At 53.1% G+C, this 25,597-nt stretch carries 13 protein-coding genes; 4 read left to right on the top strand and 9 right to left on the bottom strand.

The annotated features are described in order from the left end of the window. Positions 1-92: 92 nt before the first annotated feature. Entirely contained in the window at positions 93-2,525 is a 2,433-nt protein-coding gene (locus MFFC18_RS14105) for a glycogen/starch/alpha-glucan phosphorylase (protein ID WP_238381327.1), read from the top strand. A 106-nt stretch (positions 2,526-2,631) separates the two neighbouring features. Here MFFC18_RS14105 and MFFC18_RS14110 read toward each other — a convergent pair whose 3' ends face one another. Next, entirely contained in the window at positions 2,632-4,917 is a 2,286-nt protein-coding gene (locus MFFC18_RS14110; protein ID WP_075085956.1) for a two-component regulator propeller domain-containing protein, read from the bottom strand. A gap of 306 nt (positions 4,918-5,223) precedes the next feature. On the opposite strand from MFFC18_RS14110, the gene MFFC18_RS14115 reads away from it, so the two are divergent. Both MFFC18_RS14115 and MFFC18_RS14120 read left to right on the top strand, forming a co-directional pair. Then, positions 5,224-7,245 carry a protein kinase domain-containing protein gene (locus tag MFFC18_RS14115; protein ID WP_075085955.1) on the top strand — a complete coding sequence of 674 codons (2,022 nt, stop codon included), beginning with the start codon at positions 5,224-5,226 and terminating at the stop codon, positions 7,243-7,245. Further along, a complete protein-coding gene (locus MFFC18_RS14120; protein WP_084417354.1) occupies positions 7,235-7,891 on the top strand; it encodes an RNA polymerase sigma factor in 657 nt (218 codons plus the stop codon). The genes MFFC18_RS14115 and MFFC18_RS14120 overlap by 11 nt, the downstream gene beginning before the upstream one ends. An 84-nt stretch (positions 7,892-7,975) precedes the next feature. On the opposite strand, the gene MFFC18_RS14125 is transcribed toward MFFC18_RS14120, so the two are convergent. The 6 genes from MFFC18_RS14125 to MFFC18_RS14150 all read right to left on the bottom strand — a co-directional run bounded on the left by MFFC18_RS14125 (position 7,976) and on the right by MFFC18_RS14150 (position 19,785). Beyond that, positions 7,976-9,370: an RtcB family protein gene (locus MFFC18_RS14125; protein WP_075085954.1), complete on the bottom strand. Its 1,395-nt coding sequence runs from the start codon at positions 9,368-9,370 to the stop codon at positions 7,976-7,978. A 155-nt stretch (positions 9,371-9,525) separates the two neighbouring features. Then, positions 9,526-10,509 (bottom strand): hypothetical protein, encoded by a 984-nt coding sequence (locus MFFC18_RS14130; protein ID WP_148618878.1) that lies wholly within the window; start codon positions 10,507-10,509, stop codon positions 9,526-9,528. Between the two features lie 397 nt (positions 10,510-10,906). Further along, positions 10,907-11,974, bottom strand: coding sequence for a polysaccharide biosynthesis/export family protein (locus MFFC18_RS14135; protein ID WP_075085952.1), 1,068 nt, complete (start codon positions 11,972-11,974; stop codon positions 10,907-10,909). Between the two features lie 67 nt (positions 11,975-12,041). After that, positions 12,042-16,571 carry a translocation/assembly module TamB domain-containing protein gene (locus tag MFFC18_RS14140; protein ID WP_075085951.1) on the bottom strand — a complete coding sequence of 1,510 codons (4,530 nt, stop codon included), beginning with the start codon at positions 16,569-16,571 and terminating at the stop codon, positions 12,042-12,044. A gap of 176 nt (positions 16,572-16,747) precedes the next feature. Beyond that, the gene (locus MFFC18_RS14145) at positions 16,748-18,610 is read right to left on the bottom strand and encodes a Gfo/Idh/MocA family protein (RefSeq protein ID WP_238381326.1); all 1,863 of its coding nucleotides are present in this window, start codon (positions 18,608-18,610) and stop codon (positions 16,748-16,750) included. A 65-nt stretch (positions 18,611-18,675) separates the two neighbouring features. Continuing rightward, positions 18,676-19,785 (bottom strand): TQO small subunit DoxD, encoded by a 1,110-nt coding sequence (locus tag MFFC18_RS14150; protein WP_075085949.1) that lies wholly within the window; start codon positions 19,783-19,785, stop codon positions 18,676-18,678. Positions 19,786-20,352: 567 nt separating this feature from the next. On the opposite strand from MFFC18_RS14150, the gene MFFC18_RS14155 reads away from it, so the two are divergent. Beyond that, positions 20,353-20,655, top strand: a complete 303-nt coding sequence (locus MFFC18_RS14155) for a hypothetical protein (RefSeq protein ID WP_075085948.1) — start codon at positions 20,353-20,355, stop codon at positions 20,653-20,655. Positions 20,656-20,753: 98 nt separating this feature from the next. On the opposite strand, the gene MFFC18_RS14160 is transcribed toward MFFC18_RS14155, so the two are convergent. Continuing rightward, positions 20,754-23,165, bottom strand: a complete 2,412-nt coding sequence (locus MFFC18_RS14160) for a S9 family peptidase (protein WP_075085947.1) — start codon at positions 23,163-23,165, stop codon at positions 20,754-20,756. 143 nt (positions 23,166-23,308) lie between these two features. Further along, positions 23,309-25,597, bottom strand: a complete 2,289-nt coding sequence (locus tag MFFC18_RS14165) for a glutamine amidotransferase (RefSeq protein ID WP_075085946.1) — start codon at positions 25,595-25,597, stop codon at positions 23,309-23,311.

Genomic DNA, 25,597 nt, shown 5'->3' on the forward strand with positions numbered 1-25,597 from the left:
TCTTCATGGAGCGATTGTAAACACAATGTCGAAACAAACGGACAGACCTTATGACCGTGCTTGAGAAACAACTTTCCAGAGAGAATAACTCCGTGAATGTCGCCCTGTCCCCACTGGACCGAGAAGTCCTACGCCATCTGAATTATACGCTTGGTTGTCTCAACGAGAATATCGACTCGAACTATCTCTATCGGGCATTGGCGATCGCCGTTCGGGACCGACTGGTCGAGCACTGGTCTCAGACCAAATCGAAGATGGACGAGTCCGATAATCGTCGCGTCTATTATCTGTCGTTGGAATTCTTGATCGGTCGGTCGCTGTGTAATGCGATCCACAACCTGGACTTGAACGAGAACGCTCAAAAGGCGGCCCATCAGTATGGCATCGGGCTTGAAGAGCTTGCCGAAAGCGAGCACGACGCAGGCTTGGGGAACGGCGGACTCGGTCGCCTGGCAGCCTGCTTCCTTGATAGCTGTGCGAATCTGGAACTACCCGTTGTCGGCTACGGTATCCGATACGAATACGGCATGTTCCATCAGCACATTGAAAACGGTCGTCAGGTTGAAGACCCCGATCATTGGTTGCGCGACGGAAATCCGTGGGAAATGGAACGCCCCGAAGACGAACGACGCATTCGTTTCTACGGTCAAACGTCACAAGTGATTCGTGACGATGGCCAAACAGGCGTCGAGTGGATCAACACGCAAGACGTTTTGGCAATTCCCTACGACATGCCGATCCCGGGTTACAAAAATGGCACGGTTAATACGCTAAGGCTTTGGAAAGCGACCGCGACGTCGGAATTCGATCTGGACGAGTTCAATGCGGGCAGCTATTCGGAAGCCGTGGCGGCCAAGAACAGCGCCGAGCAAATCACGATGGTGCTGTATCCGAACGACTCGAGCGAGAACGGAAAAGAGTTGCGGTTGAAGCAGCAATACTTTCTGGTTTCGTCCAGCTTGCAGGATGTGTTGGCAACCTGGACCTGGAAGCACGGCAAGGACTTTTCCAAATTCGGGGAGAAGAATTGTTTTCAACTAAACGATACGCATCCAGCTTGCGCCGTCCCGGAATTGATGCGACTGTTGATGGATGAACACGGCCAATCGTGGGATCAGGCCTGGGAAATCACGACGCAGTGTATGGCCTACACGAATCACACGTTGCTGCCAGAAGCACTGGAACGTTGGTCGGTCCGACTGTATGGCAATCTGTTGCCTCGATTGTTGGAAATCATTTACGAAATCAACCGTCGGTTTCTGCAGATGGTCGCTGAGAAATTTCCTGGCGACAAGGATCTGCTGCATCGCGTTTCGTTGATCGAAGAAGGCCACGATCCGCACATTCGCATGGCTTACCTTTCGATCGTGGGTAGCTATTCAGTCAATGGCGTGGCGCAGTTGCACACCGACCTGCTCAAAGCCGGATTGTTCTCTGATTTTCACAACATTTGGCCCGAGCGGTTCAACAACAAAACCAACGGAGTCACGCAACGACGCTGGCTGGCTCACTGCAATCCCGGATTGCGGGAGTTGTTGAACGAAACGATTGGCGACGGGTGGCAGAAGGATCTTTCGAAGATCAAACAAGTTGAAGAACACTGTGATGATGCCGAGTTCCGGGTTCGCTGGACGAACGTTAAACAGGACAACAAAAAAGCACTGACAAACTATGTTCGCCAGAACACAGGCGTGGAGTTTGATCCTTCGTTTCTGTTCGATGTTCAGGTGAAACGTATCCACGAATACAAACGACAGTTGCTCAATACGCTGCACTGCATTCACCTTTACGATCGCATCAAACGCGGCGACACGAGCGGGATGGTTCCACGCTGCGTGCTGATCGGCGGAAAAGCGGCTCCCGGCTATCACCTCGCCAAACTGATCGTCAAGTTGATCAACAACGTGGCGTCGGTTGTGAATTCGGATCCTGAAACGCGGGATCTGCTGCGAATGGTGTTCTTCCCGAACTATCGCGTTTCAGCGATGGAAGTCATCTGTCCGGGTACCGACCTGTCGGAGCAAATCTCAACCGCGGGTAAAGAAGCATCCGGGACTGGCAACATGAAGTTCATGATGAACGGAGCGTTGACTGTTGGAACTCTCGACGGAGCGAACATCGAGATCCGGGAAAAAGCAGGTGCAGAAAACTTCTTCCTGTTCGGACTCAACGCTCCCGAAGTGGTCGAAACCAGAAAGAACTATCGTCCCAACGAAATCATCGCCGCTGACGAAGAAATTCGACGCGTGATGGAGATGCTCGAAGGCGGAATGTTCAATCAGAATGAACCGGGCTTGTTCGACATTCTAACGACTGGACTTCGCAATCCTCAGGATCAGTGGGTAACAATGGCTGACTTCCGCAGCTATATCGACGTACAACGCGAAGTCGGCACGGCCTATCAGAATCAGGATCTGTGGAGTCGCATGAGCATTATTAACGTCGCCAACAGCGGTTGGTTCTCCAGTGATCGCACGATTCAGCAATACGCGGATGAGATCTGGAAAGTCAAGAAGCTTTCTTAACGACACGTTTCACCGAAACTATAACCTGGAACTGCATCGCACGCGTCGGCCCCAATCTGGTCAGACGCGTCTTTGCGTTTCGGGGCGCGCCGAGTCAAATTTGACTTCATTTCGCATCGGTGTCCATTGGAGCGGCCTCAAACTTTGATCGAATTTCAAGGAGTTTGGTCCAGACCTCTGATTCATACGATTTCGGCGATCCGCAGATAAACAGCACGCCATGCTCGTTCTTTCCGGTGATCACTTTGACTCGAAGTTTCTGCTTCAACGGAGTCGCGTTCACGAACGGTTCGCGCCACGCCAACACATAGGAGAACTCCCTGTCGCCAGTCGTCTGATTCAGCTTTTCTGGCTCGATTGAAAACTTGCTCGTATCGATCCGAGTTCCATTTGTGCCAGAGCGACCGTCGGCCAATCCACGGAAATAGAGTAACAGTTGCTCGCCGATCGACTGCTCGCTTAGCTCAGTCGCTTTCGTCAGTTCAATCGCAAACAAATACGAGATAAACCAATCAGAATCCGGATCCCGGAAATCGGACGGTAGACGCAGATGCTCCAACCCGGTGATCGACATGGTGGGAGCAAAGCTCGGCGGACAGATGATGACTTCCTCCAACCAATCATCCGGAGCGACAAGCGAACTTCGATATCGTCTTGCAGCTGATATTTCCAGGAGAGCTTTTTTCGCACCTTCATTTTCAGGATTCAATTCCAGTGACTTCTGGTAATTCCTGATGGCCGACGATTCGTCGTGATTGTACCGATATGCTTCGCCCAAACTATCGAACGTATTGAAGCTCGTTGGATAGAGAAGCGTATTGATTTTGAGAACATCCAGCGCTAGGTCAATCTGCTTCTTTCCGATCAGCTCATAGCCAATTTCATTGAGCGTCATTTCCCGAATGGCCGGTTCGTTCGGGTCATCACCCTGGACCGAAAGCAACATCTCCTTAGCGCGTTCGTAATCGCCATCTGCCAACGCGGAAAACGCGGCACCGGCTTTGGCATGGATCCATGTTGGGCTTTGCATTTTCCCGGCAATGACCTCAGCCATCTCGGACGACAGCCTTCTCCACGGACCGTCTGCTGTCACGTTGAAGAACGACCTTCCGTTGAAACGAAAGAGCCCTCCGGAAAAACCAAACCAGAGCGTTCCATTCTTGGCTTCGAAAATATCCTGAACGCCGAAGTTCCGTGTCCTGCTGGGCTTGTCGGCCTGATCGAACAGGGTGAACGTTTTCCCGTCGTAGCGATATGCCCCCACTCCAGTAGCTCCGATCCAAATGTCGCCATTTCTCGCTTCCATGATCGAGTAGAGATCGTTTGTGGAAAGCCCTGTGACTTCAGCAAACGTCGTGAACGTGTTTCCATCGAAGCGGCACAGCCCTCCGTCCCCGGTCATTTTTGGCTGGTAAGATTGCATACAGGTAAACCAAAAGTTGCCTTTTTTGTCTTCGATAATTCCTGTGACGTTGTTGCTGCAGAGCCCATCTTTCTTTGTGAAGTGAGCGAAAGATTTTCCGTCGAATTTGTACGCACCATCGCCATCAATCGCAAACCACAAGTTCCCCTGACTGTCTTCCAATTGAAAGGAAACGTCTCCTTTCAGGATCGAATAGGACTCAATGTTTTGCAGTGCGACCGGTATGGCGAATTTGCTGAATCGCTTTCCATCGTGTCGGTAGATGCTTTGCCCAACACTCACCCAGATGGTTCCGCTTCGATCCGCACTCACGCTGGCCGAGGATTCGGGCGATGGTGTTCCGGGACCAGGTAGGCCTTCGGCGGGCCCAAGACTGACAAACGACTTTCCGTCAAACTGACAAACTCCGGCCTGAGTGCCGACGAAGAAATTGCCATCTTTGTCTTCGGCAAAGCTTGGCACTGCGTTGGACGGAAGACCATCTTTCTTGGAAAAGTACTCGACGTTGGTTCCATCGTAGCGAGCAACTCCCTTGTTCATCGTCCCAAACCACAGATGCCCTTTTCGGTCCTGGTAAACAGCGACGACGTACTGAGCGATCCGCTGAGTGTCGGCGGGCTTCAAGTCGAGCGAATTTTTAATCCAGTTGGTGACCAACGTTCGCTCTTTGTCAGTAGGTTGATCAAAGTTCTTCGGCGGCATCAAGCGATCATTCATTTGCTGCGCGACATCGGCAAACATCCCACGATGTGTTTTAACTTCCGTCAATGTCAGAGCACTGAGAAAGTCCAGCCCTTGCATCGCTCCAGGTTCGTGGCAATCCGCGCAGTACTTGTTCAACAGAGGGCGAATCCTGGTTTCGTAATCGATTGCGGAGTCGGATTCAGCCGAGGTGACTGGCGGATCTTGCCCGACACAGCAGACCGCTGACAGGAAACACGCGACAACGAAAGAGGTCAGATGGAACATGCGAGATTGCTTTCTCTGGTTTGAAACGTAAACGATGGGGATAGCGAGTCAGCTCAAATGCAAATCAGCTCAAATGTGATTCAAATCCCATCCGCAATCGGCGTCCGGTGATCGAATTTACCGTCAGAAGATCGTGGCCGAAAATGGAGTTTGCCATTTGCTGACGTAGATCCTAACGCGAAGGCGTTACACTAGGAAAACGTCGACATTCTCGGCAAATTCCACCGTGTAACGCTTTGGCGTTAGTATAAGAGTCGCTGTGCGAGCAGTGTTTAGCGTGGAAACCCAAATGAGAGGAGCAGCAAAATGCCAGACCAGCCATTGGCACAATGCCCTGATTCCGACGAACTCGGTGCGTTCGCGATTGGCAATGTCCCTGAGTCGCGTCTGTCTCAGTTGGCTCAGCATGTCGAACAGTGTGTCGCGTGTGGAGTTGCGATTGATGCTGCTTCAAGCCAGGACGACTCCGGGTTGGTCGCCGAACTCCAATCGATGAACTTGCAGTCAAGTCACACAAGCAAATCATGTAATTCGAAAGGCCGGCAAGCATTCGAAATCCCTTCGCAACTATTGGAAGCCGCCCGTGAAGCCGCAGACAGCGCGTCAACTCCAGCTTCTTTTGACTCCGGGCGACGGTTGGCAAACAAGCTACAGGATGGACCTGTACGATTGGGACGATTTGAATTGCACTCGGAACTGGGAGTTGGTTCCTTTGGCTTTGTGTTCAAGGCTCGCGACACGGAATTGGACCGCTGGGTAGCATTAAAAGTTCAACGGGCAGGCACATTTGCAACGGACGAAGATGCAGAGCGGTTTCTTCGCGAGGCCCAAAGCATTGCTCAGCTAAATCATCAGGGAATTGTGTCCGTTTACGATACCGTTCGGTCGGAAGAGGAAATCTGCTACCTCGTCACCGAATACATTGATGGGCAGTCGCTGGAAGCTGTGTTGCAAAACGGAGCTCTGCCTTTCACCGAATCGGCGAACCTGGTCGCTGCGATTGGCGACGCACTGCAATACGCTCACGACAACGGAATCATCCATCGCGACATAAAACCATCCAACATTCTGATTGACCGCAGCGGCAATGCACATGTCATGGATTTCGGTTTGGCCAAACGGATCCTGGACGCTGGCAACACAATGACATCCGTCGGCAGAGTGATGGGCACGCCTGCCTACATGTCGCCGGAACAGGCTTCCGGTGATTCGCGGCGCGTCGACGCACGCAGCGACGTGTACAGTTTGGGAGTCGTGCTGTACGAAATGCTGACAGGAGAACTTCCGTTTCAGGGAAATCGCCGCATGCTGCTGTTGCAGGTCATGAATGACGAACCCAGATCGCCTCGACAATTGGACCCGAAGATTCCTGCAGATCTGGCCACAATTTGCCTGAAATCACTGGCAAAACCGCAAAACGCTCGATATCAATCGACTGCTGAACTGACCGACGATCTGCGACGATTCGCACATGGAAAACCGATCAAAGCGAGGCCGCTAGGATTTCGGGAAAAGCTCTGGCGCTGGTGTCGCGCCTATCCCTTGGCAGCGAGTTTGTTGGCCGCAATTCCGATCATCACCGTGGGAGGATTCGCCTACCTGTCGTCGCTTTCCACACATTTCGTACACAGTACCGCATTGGAGGGCACACGGATGGAAGCCAACATGCTCGAAGACATCAACGAGTACTACAGCGAGAGCGTTGTCGGCCCATTGAATCAAAATCAGGTTCCCGTAACACATCGCTATACCGAAACGGAAAACTCCATCCCGCTTCCGTTCACGTTTATGATCGATGCCGGGAAACGCATCTCCGCGGGCGAATCAGGGATGCAAGTCAAAATCTACAGTGACTTTCCATGGCGTGAGAACAGGGGTGCGCAAAACGATTTCGAATTGCGAGCGATCGAAGCACTGGGGCTTGGCTGCCGCACCGAGAGTCAGACTGAAGATGGATCTGATGCCCGGCTTTCAACCAAAGAGGATGTCGACGGACGTTCCTTCCACGAGTTCGGCGAAGACGACGGCCAACCGGTGCTGAGGTATGCCCGGGCACAAATCATGAAACAGAGCTGCATCGACTGCCACAACAACGATCCTTCAAGCCCAAAACAAGACTGGGTCGTTGGAGAGGTTGCAGGCGTGCTTTCGATTGTTCGACCGCTCAAGCGAGACATCGAATCGACACATCGCGGTCTACGGAGCGCCTTCAATCTCATCGGGGCTGTTTCGGCGTTGTTCATCGGCCTGACGCTGATCGTTTTCTGGCCTGCGAAGAATCGCTCGCGATACCGATACAAAGCTGGAGCAGATTTTGATGACCGCTAAGCCAAAAACCTCTTCGATTGCTGCTCGTGAAACCAAATCGAAATCGGATTTCGACAATGCGAAACTGACTTCACACAGCCTGATTGCACGAGTCAAAGACGACGACCCGAATGCCTGGCGGCGTATGGTGGATCTGTATTCGCCGCTGGTCTATTTCTGGTGCCAGGAATCAGGACTGCCTCAACACGATTTGAACGATGTGTTTCAGGAGGTCTTTCATTCCGTGGCTCGCCACATCAGCAAGTTTCACCACATTGAAAAAGGCACGTTTCGCGGTTGGCTCAGGACGCTGACGCGAAACAAACTGAACGATCACTTTCGTAAACGTGGACGCAATCCAAACCCGATCGGCGGCACAACGGCACTTCAGTTCATGGAGCAAATGCCAGCGAAATCGTTGACCGGACATGCTCACCGATCGCATCAGGAATCCGAGATTCACCACACTTTGTTGCGGAAAGCGTTAGACAACATTCGAGGTAGTTTTGCAGATCAAACCTGGAAAGCATTTTGGATGGTCGTCGTTGACGGTCGCGAAACCATCAATGTGGCCAAAGATCTGTCCATGAAACCCGGAACGGTCAGAGTGGCAAAATCGCGAGTCCTGAAGAGCCTGCGTTTGGAAATCGGTGATATTGTCGAATGAGCCCGCGAATTGATTGAAAGATCCAGCTTCAACAACTCGGCGCAAGAAAAAAGGACGAGCAAGTTTGCCCGTCCTTCACGTCGCTCAATCTTCGGCTCGACTTCCGTCGCCGCACATCATCACGATCTTCGGCATGAACTGACCGACAACGTCGACCAAATCCTGCTGAGCCGCCATCACGTCGTGGATGTTCTTGTAGGCGCCCGGAACTTCATCCAAACCGCCTGCCAACAACCGCACGTTCTTGTGCTTCAAGTGATCGCGCCATGAACCCCAACTGAACTTCTTCTTCGCTGCCGTCCGCGACATTGCGCGACCCGCACCATGTGAAGCCGAATTCAGACTCTTGGCGTTCCCCTTTCCACGAACGATAAACGCCGCGTCAGCCATGTTGCCCGGGATCACTCCGAGGTCACCTTCACCGGCTGGCGTTGCACCCTTTCGATGCACGTAGACATCCTGTCCGTCGTGCTTCTCAAGCCACGCGAAATTATGATGGTTTTCAATCGTCGCCAGTGACTTGGCTCCTGCAAGCTTCGTCACATAGCGATGGATCACCTCATGGTTTGCTGACGCGAACCGGCCCATCAAATTCATCGCCGCCCAGTATTCCTGACCGGCTTCTGAATCCATGTCCAGCCAACAAAGGTGCCGCAACTGCGGATCGTCCTTGATTCGCGAAGGAGCACCTTGTCGCGCGATGTCCGTGTAACGCTTGCAGGTCATGGCACCCGGACCACGGCTACCGCTGTGCGAAAGCAGACCGACGTAGGTTCCGGCTTCCAAACCAAAGTCACCTTCGGCCAACGTCACGACGCCCCACTCAACGAAATGGTTTCCGCTTCCGCTGGTTCCGAGCTGCCCGACCGCTTTGTCGCGGACTTGCCGGGTAATCGCCGTGATTGTCCAATCCTCGTCGAGAACCTCGTGATCGTGCGGACGCTTCCACTTTCGACCGGCTCCAAACAAGGTGCCTTTCTCGAGCGACCGATCCAGTTCGCGACATTTCGCCGGATCATTTTGCTCAAGCGTCTGCACATCGAGGTCTGTGATCGTCAGCTTCATTCGGCACGCGATATCAACTCCGACTCCGTAAGGAATCACAGCGTTCTCACAAGCCAGCACACCACCGATTGGCAGACCGTAACCTGAGTGCGCATCTGGCATCAGAGCAGCACCACGAGCCACCGGCAACTTGCACGCGTTCTCAATTTGCTGGATTGAAAACTCGTCGAAGTCCTCGCCCCATTTGCTATAAGCGATCGAGCTCAACGGAACGTCGTTCTCGTGGAATTCGATCAGGGCTTTGGCGAACAGTCCCAAATCCGGATCCGCGACATAGACTTCTGGCGCAGCAACGACCTTTGGAATCAACTTTTTGGCGCCTTCACGCGTACGCGGCAAAGTCTGGATTGCTGCAATCGCTTCTGGGACGCAATCCTTTGGGACGCCAAGGTTAACTAGCTGCTTTTTGTTCATCAGTTCTCAATTTCTGGTTCATTCTTTCGTTTCAGGATACCAGACGAAGAACGGAGCTTCAGGTTCACCAAATGAAACTGGCCAGGAAGCAATGCAACCTGGCCAGTGTTCAGAGAATTGAATTTTTGCCATCGCTCAGATGGCTTTCGTCGTATCTAGTAGCGGATAATCCAGTCAGCAGTGATACGGTTGTCGATGATGTCCTCACGCTCAGTAAGCGGCATTTCAAACGCAAAACCAAATTCATTGTTTCCGTTCGGCTTGTATTTGACGCCGAAAGCCTGTGTCACGATATCGTTTCCGGCAACGCCTGGATTCCCAAGGTTAATCAGATCAAGGCCTTCGATCCCTGGAAGCGGACCGTCCTGGCCGGCGCCGAGCCAGTGATACCAATTCGTCTCGGCGAGCAGATAGAAGCTTTTGCGAATCTGAAAGTCGAAGTGGTTTGAGAAATAGCTGCTGGTCGATTCGTCCGTTGAGTTGATCGGCAGACGCAGACCACCGGCGGCGATCCAGTGTACTCGCTCGCCCAACTTCTTCGCTCCCGTCAGGAACAGATTCAGTTCGCCATCGCCGTTTCCTTGAAGCGGATCAGCTTCTCCAGTCGGCAGTTCAAATGTAAAACCACCGCTGAGCAACCGTTGGTTGCAAGTGTCACGAATCAGGTTGAACTTCAGACCAGCAGAAAGGTCAGCCCATCCGTCGTTCACCAGCGGGTTCGACGACGTGATATAGCCGTCTTTGGTTGCGATCAAAGAAACGTTTTCGCTCAATCGGGCACGAAGCTGAACGGCGTAGACTTGAACATCGCCGGAGCCTGCAGCGAGCGGAACTTTGTGGTTCATGAAGATCGCTCTCGCTTCGGTCACGTTGCGGGGATCTTCGAAGAAAATCGGGTTCGTCATCGGGCTGATGAAGTCATCAAACGCGTGATCGCTTTTCTTGATGAAACCACGACCGAGGAGCCCTGCGTCAGCGTAACAGGCCGCGCCGACGTCGCAGGAATCTGCTGTGCAATCGCCGTAGTAGTTTTGATCGATCGTAGTCGTTGAGTCGTATTGCTGTCCGACGACCATTCCGGTCAATGCAAACAGGGATACAAAGATTGCCAATCCGTTTGGCAGGAGTTGATTTCTCATTTCGGAACTCGTTGTTTGGGTCGTACAGTGACTTCCGATCTGCGCTAGTCAGAATCGGAGAAGACGTTCGCACTGGTACAATCGGTCGTGAACCACGTGCACAACGAAAAGAAAAGGATCAGCCCGAAGGTGTCCCCGAAGTCGTTTTGACGTTGTAGAAATACGCGTCAGCCTGACCGGCAAGGCTTAATGAGCGGTACCGCACGAAGCTTCCGTGCGGTTTCGCCCGGGCCAGATCAACAACAGGTTGGGGACGGAACCATCAGGGATTTACTGACATCGAAAATGCTGCGCGAAAAAGTCGACCGCACAGCTATCAGGTCCACGAAACAAAGTTCGTGGATCTACAACGGATCGTTGCGAGTTATAAACCAGCGACAAACAGAATGCTATCAGTCTATTCACAGCCCTGCGGGAGGTCGCATCCGACGTCGCAACCGGCGCATCTCGGGCATTTTTGATTGCCTTGCGGATTGAAAGTCTGCTTCAAGTCATCCATGAAAGTCATCGAAGGGACGAAAACCCGGTCGCCCGGAAGCAGCTGATAGTTTGTCGACGCGTCGCCCAGTTGAACGATCTGGTCATAGCAAATTTTCATCACGGTACGACATTCACCACAGGATGAAGGTCGGCTGACAATTATGTTGTGGCGATTTGAGGAGGTCGTGACCCCGCCGGCTTCGATTAGTGCATCAAGAACCGTCTCGTTTCCGATGTAGAGAAACGAGCCGGGAGAGTTCACTTCACCCAAAACGTAAATCTTTTTGCTGTCCCAGTTGGTCAAACGGACGCTGACCCGATTCTGCTTCAGTTTCTCATCCAGCCGTCGTTCGAACTCTTTGCGGGCTCGATCTCTTCGGACTGCTTCGCGTTTGTCGCGCTCTGCGTCCAGCTCAAGCTTGTCTGCAGCGTCAGATGCGTCACCGTTTTCTATGACGGAATCCACAGCGGGCTCGAAGTCAAGCGTTTCGATATCGCCGCTTTCACGGCTCGATGCCTCAATCTCCGCTTCCGATTTAGCGTATTCAACTTCCATCTCAGATCGCAGTTTTTGATCGATGTGAGCCTGAATCTCAAGCTGCATCAGCTCAACAGTTTTCCCGTTGGCTTGATAGCTACCAAATTCTCCAAGAGAAATCGTGCCGTCTGGTTTGACGACTTGATCGCCCGGCAAACGTATCGATGCATCGAAACTGACTGGCTCAACCGAAACGGTGTCCGAGATCTCGACGTTGTAGCCGGCGAGCGGCGCGATTGCCAATTCTTTTTGAATCAGAAAACTTTGCCCCGGAGCTTCGCTGATCTCTTTGGCTCGATCTAACAGCCGATTGCCTGGGCGACCCACAGGGATTCCGAGCGAAGAAAGCGTTGAGCATCCTGTTGAGCCTACCAAGGCAAGTGCGATCAGAATCACAAGGCATCCAACAGCGGGGCTTTGCAGCGATATAGTTTTTTTGCGAAGCATGACTGAACCGTCTGAATGAAAGTTGACTGTTCAGGATGATTCGGAAAATCGGAACGTACCGAATCAGCTAATTGTTCAGGCCGTTCGCGTTTGGCAAGATTTGACTGCCGCGTAAGAAGTATCGAATAACCTCTTCTTTCAGCTGTTTTGCCGTGCTCAGGCGGATATGCGGACGCAACGTCGTGCCGCCAACATCCAGCACCACAATTCGCTCAGAGAGAAACTCTGCGGCTTGGGCAAGAAATGCGACTTCAGGCCCAGTGAAGCGGGCGATCGGAGAACCAGCCAACTCGTCGAGCAGCGTCGGTTGATTGAGACGCTCAACACGTGCCGCGATCTCCATATCCAATCGACCGTCGAGGAAAACGTCACCGAGGACAACGACCGACGCGAGGGAACTTTGCAATCGAAACTGCCGCACGTTGACGCGGCCTTTGGAGAGTACCAAATCGATCGCGTCCGAATCGAATTTGTCGTTGCGGAGCGAACCCGCGTTGCCGATGAAACGCGACACCTGATCCAGCAGCGGCAGTGAGAACGCGCTGGACTGCTCGAGCTGACCTCGGAATGTTCCGACCAAATCGTTTTCTGATCGAATGTCTTTTCCGGAAACCTCCAGCCGACCACTCAGTTTTCCATCGCCTGTGTTCGTGTAACCGGTAAGTGCACTGATAAGAGTTTTCGAATCGATATCCGCAAGCTCAAGTTTTGACTCAAGACGAACGCGAGACCCAATGTCGAGTTTGGCTTTGCCATTTACGTTGCCACGAAACGCACGGAATCGAGTTCGAGGCATTTCAATCGTGGCCGTTTGCTGAGATGGTTGGACGCTGAAGCGTATGGGAATCTTCATTGATTGATCTGAGACTCCGAACAAACCAGCTCGAGATAGACCGAGCGTTCCCGCGCCGGTGATCGTTTTCCCGGTCCGACCTGAAATCCTCGCATTGACTTGCCCGGTAGCTTCAATCGGATCGTCCAGCAGAACAGCCATCAATCGTTCGAGGCTGAAGTTTCTCACGTCCAGCTCGTACTTGCCAGATGCACCTCCCACCAGCGGAACCGTCGCACGGCCTGCGATCTCTCCCTGTTGCAAGTCGGCGCTAATGTTTTCAAGTTGCATAATGCCTTCGTCGAGACCAATGTCCGAGTAGATTTTTCGACTAACCAGTCGATTTTTCCACTTGGCGTCCTCCAACGTCACGCTCCCGGTTCCCGATGGATACTCGCCAGGCGTTACCGACCAATCCATCGCAAGCGACAATCGCCCTTCGAGTTGTCGGAGGGCTGATCGCGAAAGGGCCGGACTCGATTCAGACAGGCTTCGCAGGCGAGCATTGGTTAGCCTTAGCTTGAGGGGAAAAGCTGCGTTGAAAGGATTGTCGACGTTATCCAAACGGACGGAGCCGTCGCCTTCAAGTTTTCCATCGAGCCATTCGCTATCGAGTCCATACGCCAGCTTTCGCCCGCCTTTACTCAATGAGACCGTGCCTTTGATCCGGGACAGCCTGACACCACCGACTTTGATCGCCTGACTGGTCGCGGTTGCGTCGATGGATCGATTTTCGGGGGACTGCCAATCCCGGATGACTGCTTCTCCGGAAACGACGCCTGCCAGACTTACCGGCAGTTTCCGAAATGCAGCGAACTGGGCGAGTTCCAGATCATCGACGGAAAAAATCAAATCGTCTGGTGAACCGTTTTTGGCACCAAGCCGGGCCCTACCGCCCAATCCGTCAAAATTCAACTGCTGGATCGAGCGTTCGGTATCGACCTCCCATTTCGCGGTGATATCCGAGAGCGTCGTTTGCTCAAACGCGAGGTTCTGAAGTTTTGCGTTCCCCGACGTCTTCAATTTCCACGGCGCGGCTTCTCCAGACAGAGTAAACGTCGACGAGACGCTCCCCGACAACCGGTCGTAAATTGCGGTCGACAGTGGCATAAAATGTGTCCGCCCCTTAAGGTCAAACGCAAACGGACGCTGCGTCGCAAAGGATCCTTTCACGGTCAGCCCGTCTTTGGTTTTCGTTTCCACGTCCTCAAAATGGATTCGGTTGTCAATCGTTTCGATTCGAAATCGATGATCGGCCAGCGTTCCGCCCATCGCTCGTGGCTCAATCAAGTCGACCTGGCCTGTAAACTTCGGCTGTCCATTTTCGAACGTGACTTGCAACTCACCATCGGATGTCGAAGAGAACGAAGGCGGTAGCGACAGCAGTTTGTCCAGCAAATCCTCAAGCGAGGCGTCTTCCCAAAGCAGCTTCATCTCTCCGGTGTCTTCGACCGCATTCCAGTTGCCTTGCATCGCGGCGTTGCCACCGCCGGGAAGTTTGGCGGCCAGTTTCCGAATCGAGAACACGGATTGGTAGTTCCCGGAGGCGACAATTTCTGTAAACGGTTTGCCAAAAACAGAAAGCTCTGCCGCATTCGCGTTCCACAATACGTCGCCATCATGCGTCGGATCCAATTCGATTTTCGCATCGAAGAATCCATCCAAGCTCTCCGTCACATTCTTCGGCTGCAAGCCAGTTCGATCCGTGAATGTTCCCTCAGCGTCCATCTTGATGATCATGTTGGCCAGCCATGAAGCCGGAAACTGTTCGGCTGTCATGGTGACGTTCTGAGCTTCGCTGGTCGCGAGGTCCAATGTTGCACCAGCTTCGATGCCACCACCGCCGATCACTTGGCCTTTCAAGCCATTGACGGAAAGAATGCCATCGTGAATCTTGAGTTCAGAACTCAACTGCTCCAGATTCGTTCCCTCGAATCCAAGTTTCGAATCAGACAGCTTCGCCGTCACTTCCCACGATTCGATGGGGCGATCGATGCCCGACGGTAGCGAAATCGCGGACGAAAAATTGAGTGCACCAGCAATGTCTGAATTTCCCAGCGACTGAATCTGGGGCTCCAAACTGTACTCGACACCGGCGTTCTTCATCTGTCGATTGAAAAATCGAATCGCTTCATCCGGAGGAACATTCGCACCTTTGACTTCAACGAAGCCTGTGTCAGCGATTAGGACGCCGTCCTTTTTCGCGATCGGCCACTTTACATTGACGTCAACTTTCGCCGCTGGTTCACTGGCGAGACTCGCCGTCGTTGGATCGAAGATCAACAGGCCATCGACAAGTGACGCGGTTAACTTCAAGTCCCGCAGTTCCATCCCGCTAACGTTGCCTGTTTCGGAGACGGTTTCGACAGTCAGGTTCCAGGTTCGCAGATCTGCGGCGGACTTCAGGGGAATGGTCAAGTCCACGTTTCCGTCACCCGCCATTTCGAACTCAAATTGTCGATCGAGTTCCTGCAAATCGAAGGTGGCGAGAACCTCATCGACGTCCTGAGATTTGGTGGCTGCTTTGACGACGACGCTTCCCTGCAGATCGACGACTTTGCCATCTTTGGTCAAAACCAACGGTTGAATTTGTACGTCAACGTTTCCACGGTTCGCATGAATTTGCCCGTAAGATGCCGTTTTGGTATCGCCGTTGGCTGAGATCCGCAGCGTGGTGCTGAGCGATTCGTCGACGTCCACCGATCCGGTCACAACGCCGTCGGCGGTTCCAACGACGCTTAGGGGAATATCCTTAACCAGTTTCCGCAAGTCGGCGACGTTGACGTCGGTAAAGTCGCCTTCGAACTTCGAACGACAAGGCAACCCGTCAATCGATGTCGACCCGCGGCCATTGACGATGTCGGCATCGCCCATCGCTGCGACGACGGAATTGTAGGTTACCAATCCGTCACTAATTCTGACATCAGCGGATCGAATCGCGATCGGCAGTTCAAATTTTGGTATGAAAATTCGAGCGTTGCGTGTGTCGATATCTGCAGAGTAGTGAATGTCGTCGAACGTGCCGCTGGCTTTGCCGTCGAGGTCGAACACCGTATCGGCGCCGAGGTTATTGGCAACCGACGTCCCGATCCCCGGCCACTTCTGCCACTGTTGATCGACGAGATGCAGTTGCTGCCCTTGAACGTCCAGTGAAAGTTCACCCGTCGATTTTTCCGCTTCCCCTGAAAACGCAATCTGACCGTCAAGAACTTTCGCGGTTCCATTAATCTGAAACTTTCCGGCATTGTCGTTGATCGTTGCTTCAACGATCTGAGCACGTAGTTCGCCGTCGTCATCAAAGTAGCGAACCTGAAAGTCTTCCAACCGTATTGTCGACGCCGGCAGGTCGATTTTCTGCAAGTCGATATCGGCGAGTGAAAAGCTCGAATCGTTTTTCAGGTCGCGGCTGTTTAACGAAATCTCGCTACCGCTGAGCACAACTGAATCCATCGGCGTGACGCCGCGGGCGAGTTCGAAAATCGATTGGTTGACGGCGAGTTGCCGAAAACTAAGATCCACGCCATCATCGACATGCAATTGCACGTCGTTTGCGGTGATACCGCCCAAGGTGACTCGAACGGAACCAACCTTGGGTGAATCAAAGCCAGCATCGATCAGCTGGCTTTCGAGTTTCGATTTCGCGATCGAGTTGACTTGTGACCAGCCAATTGCCGCCAAAACAACGAACACCAATAGCAGGACCAACAGGATCTTGCGTTTTAGCTTTCGCTTCTTTGGCTTTTGTTCTGGTTCGTCGGATTCCATATTTCTCGAGATGACTGAACAAAAAAGGGTGTCCGGGAAAAGATCCGAACACCCTTGAATCGTTCAATTTTCGTGCCAATGGTCAACAAAAAGATTTTCTGACCATTATTCCGACACGCTATCAGTCGTCCAAGCCATCTCAAACGTGACTGGGCGGCCTCAAATGGCGGATACGCTTATGCCAAACCGAGCTTCTTCCTGGCCATCGCAAACGTCTTCTTCGTTTCCTCAATCGAAGTCGACTCCGGAACGGCATCTTCGTTGACGTCAAACCACTCAGGCTGGAACTGGATGAACCCGTGTCCGCCTTTCTTCTGAGAGTTTTTGATCGCTTGACGAGCCGTTAATGCCACACAAGCATCCGCCAACGCAACTTCGCCATTACAGCGAGGTTGATTTTCGTGATCGCCCGTGCTGATACACCAGGCCCAGTGCTCAATCTCTTCCTTGTATCCGCGACTGACAACGCCTGCTCCCTGAGCAGCCTGTGCTGGTGCCGCGTCACCGGATTGAGTCGTGTCGAGGACGACGGCGCCGCCTTTTTGCTTCTTGGCACGCGTCTTGTAAGACGTGCCCGCAGAAGGATAAACCAGGACTTCTTTTTCTTTGTCCAGAATCATCGTTCCCTTGGTGCCCATCACGACTTCGCCATAGCCGCCGAAACCGTTGCCGTTGATGGACGAGTAAGTTACGACGACCTTCTTGTTGTTGTCCTGTTCATAGCCAGGAATCTCGCCACCGATATGCTTTCCAGATCTTGGGTCGAACTTGTATCCGTAGTTGTTCACCTGATCGTAGTAACCAACATCGAAATCGTAGTCGTAGCCCTGACCAGGATACTCAAACGTGCAATAAACGTGATCCGCCGCATCGCGATCCATCGGCGCGGTATGCCGACCGCCAACCGCGTGAACCGTCAACGGGTGAACGTGTTTGCCTTTTTCCTGAGACAATGCTGCGATGAAAATACTGGCCGCATCGAGTTGATGGCTTCCAAGTTCCGCCATCAAACCACCGCCCGTACGGTCCCACAGCCGCCAACGAATCAGCTCTTCCATCGCCGTTCGGGTGCGATCTCGGTAGACCTCTTTGTTATCCACGTAGCCGTACTTTTTGGCGTCGATAGACTGGTCCGCATCCAGCTTCATCCACTGAGCCACTTTCTTGCCAAGCTTCTTGCGCTCCGAAGCGCTTGTGGCCGGATCGTTGAACGCCGCCGTCAACTTCTTCAGATCGTTAGCGATTCTGTCAATCTCCTTACCGGCAACCGTTGTCTCACCACCGGGGATTGGAAGCGACCAGGAGTCACGGCCTGGAGCATTGTTGCGGTGCCATTGGGCACGGATTGAGTGAATTTCACCGAGCAGTCCCCACTTGATCAGATTGACCGCGTTGTCGTAGAGGATGCTGTAGTGACGCTGGTGACCGATTGAAAGAAACCGTTCCTCGCCCTTCATTCGTGCCTGACGAGTCATCAACTTGCACTCGGCAACGTTATGAGCCATCAGCTTTTCACAAAGTACGTGCTTTCCGTTTTGCATCGCAGCGATCGCTATCGGAGCATGCAAAAACAGTGGCGTCGCGATGATCACGCCGTCAATGTTGGGATCCTGAACGGCTTCTTTCCAGTCCGAGTACTCGCGAACGTGTTTGCGAGCTTCCTCTTCGGTATCCCAACCGTAGACATCCATCAAGCCTTTACGAACGCGTTTTGCGTTTTCAGAAGACCAATCGCCGTGGAAGGCGCGATGAATTGACGAAGGACGCATGTCGCAGATCGCAGTCACCTGAACGTAGTCCGGGTTGATGGCGCCGATCAGAACGTTGCCCTCGTCGCCCGTTCCAATGACGCACACGCGAACAGGATTGATTGGTTTCTGGTAGCCAAAGTACATGGCTCCGGCACCGACTGCGGTCGCTCCACCGATGGCCAATGTGTTGCGAATAAAGTCACGACGATTGAGTCGATCGAATTCCGAAAGCGACGAATAGTAGTTGTCGCTTCCGTTTGCGCGTTCTTCTGCGGAAAGGCTATTCATGATTATTCCGTTATGAATTCGGGGTCAAAGTTTGAGATTGTTGGGCAAAATTTTGTTGGTTCGGTCTAGTGTCCGAGCATGGCCGGCTCAGGCGTGTCTGCCGGTCGTTTGCCAAGACTGAAGAAGTAATCCAGTCCACCAAAGCGTCCGGCGCTGGTCGCAAACAGCACCAGACAGGCAAACATCTCGATGGCTTGATAGTGCGTCGGTGCTGCCCCCGGGACCCAGAACGGCTGAGTCAGCAAAACTGAGAACAGGAATGCGGCGGCCGCAAGAGAAGCCCAGCGAGTAAACAAGCCGAGGATTAGCAGCACTCCAACGGTGATGTCGAACCAGGGGATGACTTTGTTAACCAGATCGTGTCTTGAATTCTTCTGAGCGTAAGGACGATGCAAAGGGAGTGATCCAGTTTCGCGTTCTTGCCGGGCAACCGGTATTGAGTTGATGCGTGTTTCAAGAGAATCCCAAATCTGAGCAACTTCCGTTTTCCACTTGGTCATTTCTTTGACACGGTCTTTCTGGATCGAATCGACCTGACCTCGTAGGGAGGCAACATCGAGAGCAACCTTGTCTCGATCCTCGCCATCGCGTTCGAAACCTTCCAGACGTGTTCCACCTCGGTACCAAGCCAGAACAGCAACTCGGTTTGCCATCGTCCAGTCTTCCAACTCGGCTTCGTGAGCTTCCAAAGCTTCGGCGACTTGCCACGGCTGCTCTTCGATTTCGTCAATCTGCGCCTCCAACTCCTGAATCTGACTTCGAGCTCGCGATGCTGAATCGTCCTCTCCAGCAGCCAGTTTTTCGTAGTCCTTGATCTCCGCCTGAATCTCAGCGATCAATTCGGGACTTCCGAACGCGTAGTAGTTGGTTGCCTGTTCGACAAAGTCATCCCAAACGGCAATCGTTCGCTCATTGTTAATCAGGAAGTCAGTTTTCCCTTTATCGTCCAGCGTTTCTGTGATGCCCAGCTGCATCCGTCCGTTGGCGTCGTCAGTCATGGACAGGAAGAAGTCGGCGAAGGGCCCCTTGGCACCTTTTAGGAAATACTGCGCGTCAAAACCGTCTTGCAGTTTTGTGACACCCTCCTTGTAAAAGTGGAAACCAACGACCAAACGCAAAGCGATGATCGCGAGGAAAATCAGGAACAGATTGAAGCGTGAAAAATGAGAGAACAAATTTGTCTCCGAGTCTCGTGCGGCAGATACGTCGATACTGTCTTATCGGGATCGACTTTGGGTCTCCACAATTGTATCCAGAGTTCAAAAAAACGTCCGCAAACGAAAAGGGGATTTTGACGGTTCTGACCGGATTTTTGGGCTGCCAGTTAACTTCTTATCAAATGGTCGCCTGAAATTCGTGGCAATTGGGACAATCAGACGCAGCAATTCGGATGGCTGATGGTTCAGCAGCGACCAAATTTGGTCATCGAACGGACGGCTCGAAGCCAGCCTGAATTTTGAACACCCAGATTTTGACGAAGGGAGGAACTGTTCATGGACGTCGCAAACCGGTACCGCTGTGAGTTACGGCGTCAAAAATATTCCGGATTTGAGTGGCTTCGCCCCAAGGACATTTTAGATCGTGGGCAAAAATGCAGATTCCGCGGCCGCATTGCGTATTTACGTTGAACCTGCTCCAACGCGATTATTCCGGGAATTTGGATCCGTCGGAGGCATTTTTATGCAATGGCTGAACTATGAGCTACGATTCCGCATTCGCACTTTTTCTCGACGAGCCTCACCGTGGTCAGCTATCTGACGTTACCAATTCGATTGCTGGGAATCGTGCTGATGGCTTCCGTTTGCCTGCAAGTCGTGGCACCGCTCCGGTCCATTGAGACCACGTTCTCCAATCTTGGTGGCGATCCTGGCAGCCAGGCGATCGTCGCAACGTCGCCGCAGACTGAGGATGCTTCGTCCCTGATTTCCATGGGGCTGGGACTGGTCGCGATCGTCTCAATCTGGTTGATCTACCAAACCTGGCAGCAGCAGACCCAACTTGCCAACGGTGAACTGCGTCGTCGACGCGACGCGAACAAAGAATAGACGCGGCAGCGTAAATCAAAAACTCAGTTTGCATACCGGTTCCAAAGTTTTCCTGCTTGAGCCATCGTCGGCCCAAGTTTGGATTCCGTCGTCGCGTCCTATTCGCCTTTAACGTGTTTCGCAAACCAGCGAATCATCTCCGCCTGAGTCTGCAGCACACTTTGCCGAGCCCGATAGCCGTGCGACTCGTGCGGCAACATCACCAGGCGAACCGTTCCACCATTCCCTTTGATCGCCTGATAGAGTCGCTGGCTTTGGATTGGGAACGTACCACTGTTGTTGTCACTGTCGCCGTGGATCAACAATAGTGGCTCATTGATTTTGTCCGCGTGCATGAACGGGCTGATCGAATGGTAGATATCCTTGGCGTCCCAATAGCTACGTCGTTCGGACTGAAATCCAAACGGAGTCAGCGTTCGATTGTAAGCGCCCGACCGGGCGATGCCGGCTTTGAACAGGTCGCAATGAGCCATCAGGTTGGCGGTCATGAAAGCTCCATAGCTGTGCCCACCGACGCCAACGCGATTCCGATCCGCGACACCCATTTCGACCGCCTTGTCGATCGCCGCCTGAGCCGAATCGACGATCTGTTCGATAAAGGTATCGTTCATGGTTTCCGGATCGCCAACGATCGGCATGGTGGCCGCGTCCATCACGGCGTATCCCTGAGTCAAAAACGTCAGATGCGTGATGCCTCGCATACGAGTGAATCTGGCGTCGGAACCTGAAACCTGTCCAGCAGTTGACGGGTCATTGAACTCCTGTGGATAAGCCCATACCAGCAACGGAAGCTTCGTGCCTTCTTTGTAGTCGCCGGGGAGATACAGCGTTGCGGATAACGGAACGCCGTCTTTCCGTTTGTACGTGACCAATTGTTTCTTGATCGAGCGAATCTGCGGTGTCGGGTCACGGAATTCCGTCAGTGGCTCGTACGAGTCGGTGGAAAGGTCTCGGCGGCGATAGTTGGACGGCGAAGTTGTGTCCTCGTAGTCCGTTATCAAAATCGGAACAGCAGCCTTCCCGGAATCGTCGTCGGCAAATCCAGAAATTCGAACCGGCGCCTCGAGGGCTCCCTCTTCACAACGCCAAAGGCGTTTCGTTTCCAGGCTGGAAAGACTCTGGCTGTCGACGAACGGAAGATTGCCCTTGGGCGATGCTCCGTTACCGAACCGAAAAACGTCGTCACCGTTTTGCAGCGCCACGTAATGACCTGTTTCGTCTGGCACCTGAACAAGCCGCCCGGGATCGCCGTATCGATCGCGAACGCTCCGATCGACCAACGTCAACGGCGTCACGTCCGGCTGGCTCAAGTCGTGAAGCAGCGTGCGGACCCATCGTCGATCACGATCGTACTCCGTCATCGCGACCCGATTTGCGTCACTGAAAAAGTCTGCTCCGAACCAACGATGTTCGGTCTTGATGACTGGAGTTGGCTCGGCATCAAACGGAGCGGCCAGCATCGAAACCTGATCGCGAAACGGAGCTTCCACGTTCGGGTCTCCACCGTCGAGAGCTTCGCCCCAGATCAACGTCGCGTCTCGCTTCGACATCCAGTCGATTCGCCGCCGGCCAAGCCGAACACCTTCGATCGGAATATTCTCCTCCATCGGAACATCGGCGACCAAATATTGCTCGTTGCCATCAAGATCGGTCACGGTAACTTTGTGCGGAAACGATCGCCAGGTCAGCAGATATGAAAATGGCTTTTGCAGTCGCTGGACCAGCAAGTGCTTTCCGTCGGGTGAGGGGTTCACGCCAAAGTAAATATCCGGTGCGGCGAATTTCTTGACGACAGTGCCGTCCAAATCGACAACGATCAATTCATTGCTGGCGTAATACTCAAACAGCCGTTCGTCGTAGGGAGTCTTGAGCAAGTCCTGATACGTTCGAGTCGGCGAAGTGTTTCCCGCGGACTCCTGAATCGACGGTCCGGCCGGTGCCACCGGCGGTTTCGGTTCGGCGCCTCGCGATTCCGGAACGGCCAACAACAGCACATGTTTCGCGTCCGGCATCCACTGTGGCGACTGCATGACAGTCGAAAGGTTGTCGTGCAATTGGCGAATCTCGCCCGACTCGACCAGGCAAACGTATAGCGCGGTTCCAGAGTCGGTGATCTGCGTGAACAGAAACTTCTTGGAATCGTGACTCCAACGGATCCAGCCAATTTTGGCATCGTCGCCCTGAATCAGTTGCTTGCCGGTGTCATCAGACTTGCTGTCGGTCTTTCGCAGGCTAATGCCGCGATACCATGAATTCTGAAACCTTGCGTTGGCTTGCGGGTCAATTCTCAATCCTGCCAATCGCAACCGGCGACGGGCGATGTCGGCGATATCCGGCATGGCATCGAGGTGCAGAAACAGCATCCAGCTCGAATCCGGACTAAAGCTGACAATCGGCTCCGGTTTGGCATCAATGATATCGACGACTTCCTGTGGAGGCAGTTGCCAGGTTTCGTCAGCAGCAACGGGTGAGCTCATAAGAATGATCAACAGAAGAAATACAGTGCGCATGATACGTTCCTTGGAAAGAGAATCGCTGCCTTTAATGTAGCCGCACGAGTATCGTTTCGGGAGTGGCAGTGCGATTTCGTCTGGCCGGAATTCGGGAGTTTGACAAATCCGCCGAAGCCTCTCCGTCGACGTGTCTGCAGCCGCTAATGGTAGCTGCACATCCAACCCAGCGTTTGTTCGGCAACCAGCAAGGCGACCAACAATAACAGCAGCAGTCGATTGAGCGACGAGACGGATTTTTGCTTTGGCTCTGCGTTAAACTGATCCCAGTTCGTGATCGCAGGAAGCTGATCGCCGAAAACTTGCGACAGCTTGTCGTCGCGAGCCAGTTGCAAGTCGCTTTCTGCGTGATCGACATTCAATGCAACACGTTCTACCGCTGAGGTTGAGTCCATTTGGCGAAAACGCAATTCATAGACTCCGGGAACTCCTGTGCTTCGATTGATGATCGATTGAAGGCTCTCACCAATCTGCCCTCGCAGTCCCTCGTCGGTCTGCGAAAGCCGAATCTTGCTTTCAATCCGATCTTCCGATTCTGTGGGACTCAACAACGTAACATCCGGAGTCACCGAACCAGTCGGTTTGAGTATTTCGACCACATCGCCGACCAATCGATCGTCGTGAGGGAACTTGCCGCTGGCCAGATAATCCTGCAGCAAGAGAAGGATCGGCGGAAAGGTTGCGTTGCGCATCCAGTTGTTCCACTGAGGCCCGGCAGTGGTCATGAACAACATCGTCCGGCCTTTTTGGTATTGTCCGTCGATCACCAATGGCATCTGCCGATTGCCGCGAAGCGTCGCAAGAACTTTGGCTTGCGAGGGAGGTTTCTGCAGCCACGAAAACGAGGGTCTCAGCGTCTTCTTGACTTGCACCAGGTCCAACAATGAGTTCCGCACATCGTTGACCGGTGCGAAAATCGGATGCGTTGCAGCCACAATATCCGCTGGCATCCCATCTTCGCGTTCGTCGACGTCCAGTTCATCCGCAAGCTCGACAGGCAGCAATCCTTGGCCGTTTTCATAGAAGTTCAGATTGAAAAACCCAAAATTGGTATTCGGGCCGGCGAAGTAAACCAACCCTCCGCCATCAGCCACGAACGACTTCACATTCTTGACAGCCCCCTCATCGATTTGTCCGACGTCGCAGAGAAAAATGACGTCGAACCGAGACAGCGATTCAGCGGTGGCATCTCTCAGAAAGTCAGCCGTCTGAACTTCGGCACGGATGCCCGTCATGCTGTTTGGATTCAGAGCCAGCGACAGAAAATCTGCATGTTGACGATTCGGACGGTACACAATGAGCACGTCTGCATTGGACTCAATATCGACCACGCAATTCCGCACATTGTCCTTCGCGACCGCGTCTTCGCCGATCGTCGCCGTGACGCTGTGCTGTCCGACTTGACCAAAGTAAACCGGAAAGATTCGCGTTTCCGATTGGCCAGGTTCAATTGACTCGATGAAGACCGTTGGCAATTCCTCGGTCGACGCATCGGAGTCTGCAGACCCCAGAGCAGGGCGTCTGAAAACTGTGGAGCCGACCTCAACCTGAACCTTATTGGCAATGTCTTCCGAAAAGTTACTGACGGTGACTTCCATCATCAAAGGCGTTTCAGCTACACGCACGTTTCCAATCGGCTTCAGACCCGTGACGGCAAGATTCGCGTGGACTGTTTTGACGCATCGAATCAGTTCGACCGCGGCGCCGGAGTCAGAAAGCGATTCTAGCGATTGGCCAATCGAACTGGTTTGCTGCCAGTCTTTTTCCCGGAAGTCCGAAAGCAGATAGACGATCGCGTTTTCCTGAGTCCGTGCTTTCACCAGATCGGCGACCGCTTCGAGTGACCTCTGCGAATCAACGGGGAACGCCGAAGGCCGCAAGCCTGCCAACGACGATTCGACTTGGCGGGCAAACGAAGAATCAACCGTTTGGTTTTCGATGTCAAAAGCTGGCACCAGCGATTCTGATTCGTCCAATGGCTCGAATCCGGAGTACCTCAGCAGTGAAATGCGATGGTTGCCACGACTACGAGCACGGCTGACAATTTGCAAAATCGTCGAACGGGCTCGATCCATTGCCGTGCCCTGTGCGTCGCGATCCGACATCGAAAAACTGTCATCGACCAGCACGTAATGATGCGTGGAGCGACCGCCAAGCAGCGCCGCAATTCGATCGTTTTCGCAGCCGACTTGCGATAGCAAAAACAATCCCAGCAACAAAATTGCGATCCGCGACAGCAGCAACAAGAGCTGCTTCAGCCATACCCAGTTGCGATTTTTGCGATGGCTCTTGAGCAGAAAATCCATCGCCGCCCATTCGATGGTCTTGTGGCGAACGAGATTGATCAGGTGAATCAGAATCGGCAGGGCGACCAGTCCGGCGATCAAACCAGCCCAAACAGCGGGCGAAGAGGTAAACAGATTGCTGAACAT

Origin of the sequence: Mariniblastus fucicola, from assembly GCF_008087665.1 — a bacterium.
Taxonomy (GTDB): domain Bacteria; phylum Planctomycetota; class Planctomycetia; order Pirellulales; family Pirellulaceae; genus Mariniblastus; species Mariniblastus fucicola.

Excerpts from the sequence above, each read along its gene's own strand:
- MFFC18_RS14135 (WP_075085952.1), bottom strand. The coding sequence starts at position 11,974 with ATGCTTCGCAAAAAAACTATATCGCTGCAAAGCCCCGCTGTTGGATGC.
- MFFC18_RS14115 (WP_075085955.1), top strand. The coding sequence starts at position 5,224 with ATGCCAGACCAGCCATTGGCACAATGCCCTGATTCCGACGAACTCGGT.
- MFFC18_RS14125 (WP_075085954.1), bottom strand. The coding sequence starts at position 9,370 with ATGAACAAAAAGCAGCTAGTTAACCTTGGCGTCCCAAAGGATTGCGTC.
- MFFC18_RS14160 (WP_075085947.1), bottom strand. The coding sequence starts at position 23,165 with ATGCGCACTGTATTTCTTCTGTTGATCATTCTTATGAGCTCACCCGTT.
- MFFC18_RS14165 (WP_075085946.1), bottom strand. The coding sequence starts at position 25,597 with ATGTTCAGCAATCTGTTTACCTCTTCGCCCGCTGTTTGGGCTGGTTTG.
- MFFC18_RS14110 (WP_075085956.1), bottom strand. The coding sequence starts at position 4,917 with ATGTTCCATCTGACCTCTTTCGTTGTCGCGTGTTTCCTGTCAGCGGTC.
- MFFC18_RS14145 (WP_238381326.1), bottom strand. The coding sequence starts at position 18,610 with ATGAATAGCCTTTCCGCAGAAGAACGCGCAAACGGAAGCGACAACTAC.
- MFFC18_RS14130 (WP_148618878.1), bottom strand. The coding sequence starts at position 10,509 with ATGAGAAATCAACTCCTGCCAAACGGATTGGCAATCTTTGTATCCCTG.
- MFFC18_RS14120 (WP_084417354.1), top strand. The coding sequence starts at position 7,235 with ATGACCGCTAAGCCAAAAACCTCTTCGATTGCTGCTCGTGAAACCAAA.
- MFFC18_RS14140 (WP_075085951.1), bottom strand. The coding sequence starts at position 16,571 with ATGGAATCCGACGAACCAGAACAAAAGCCAAAGAAGCGAAAGCTAAAA.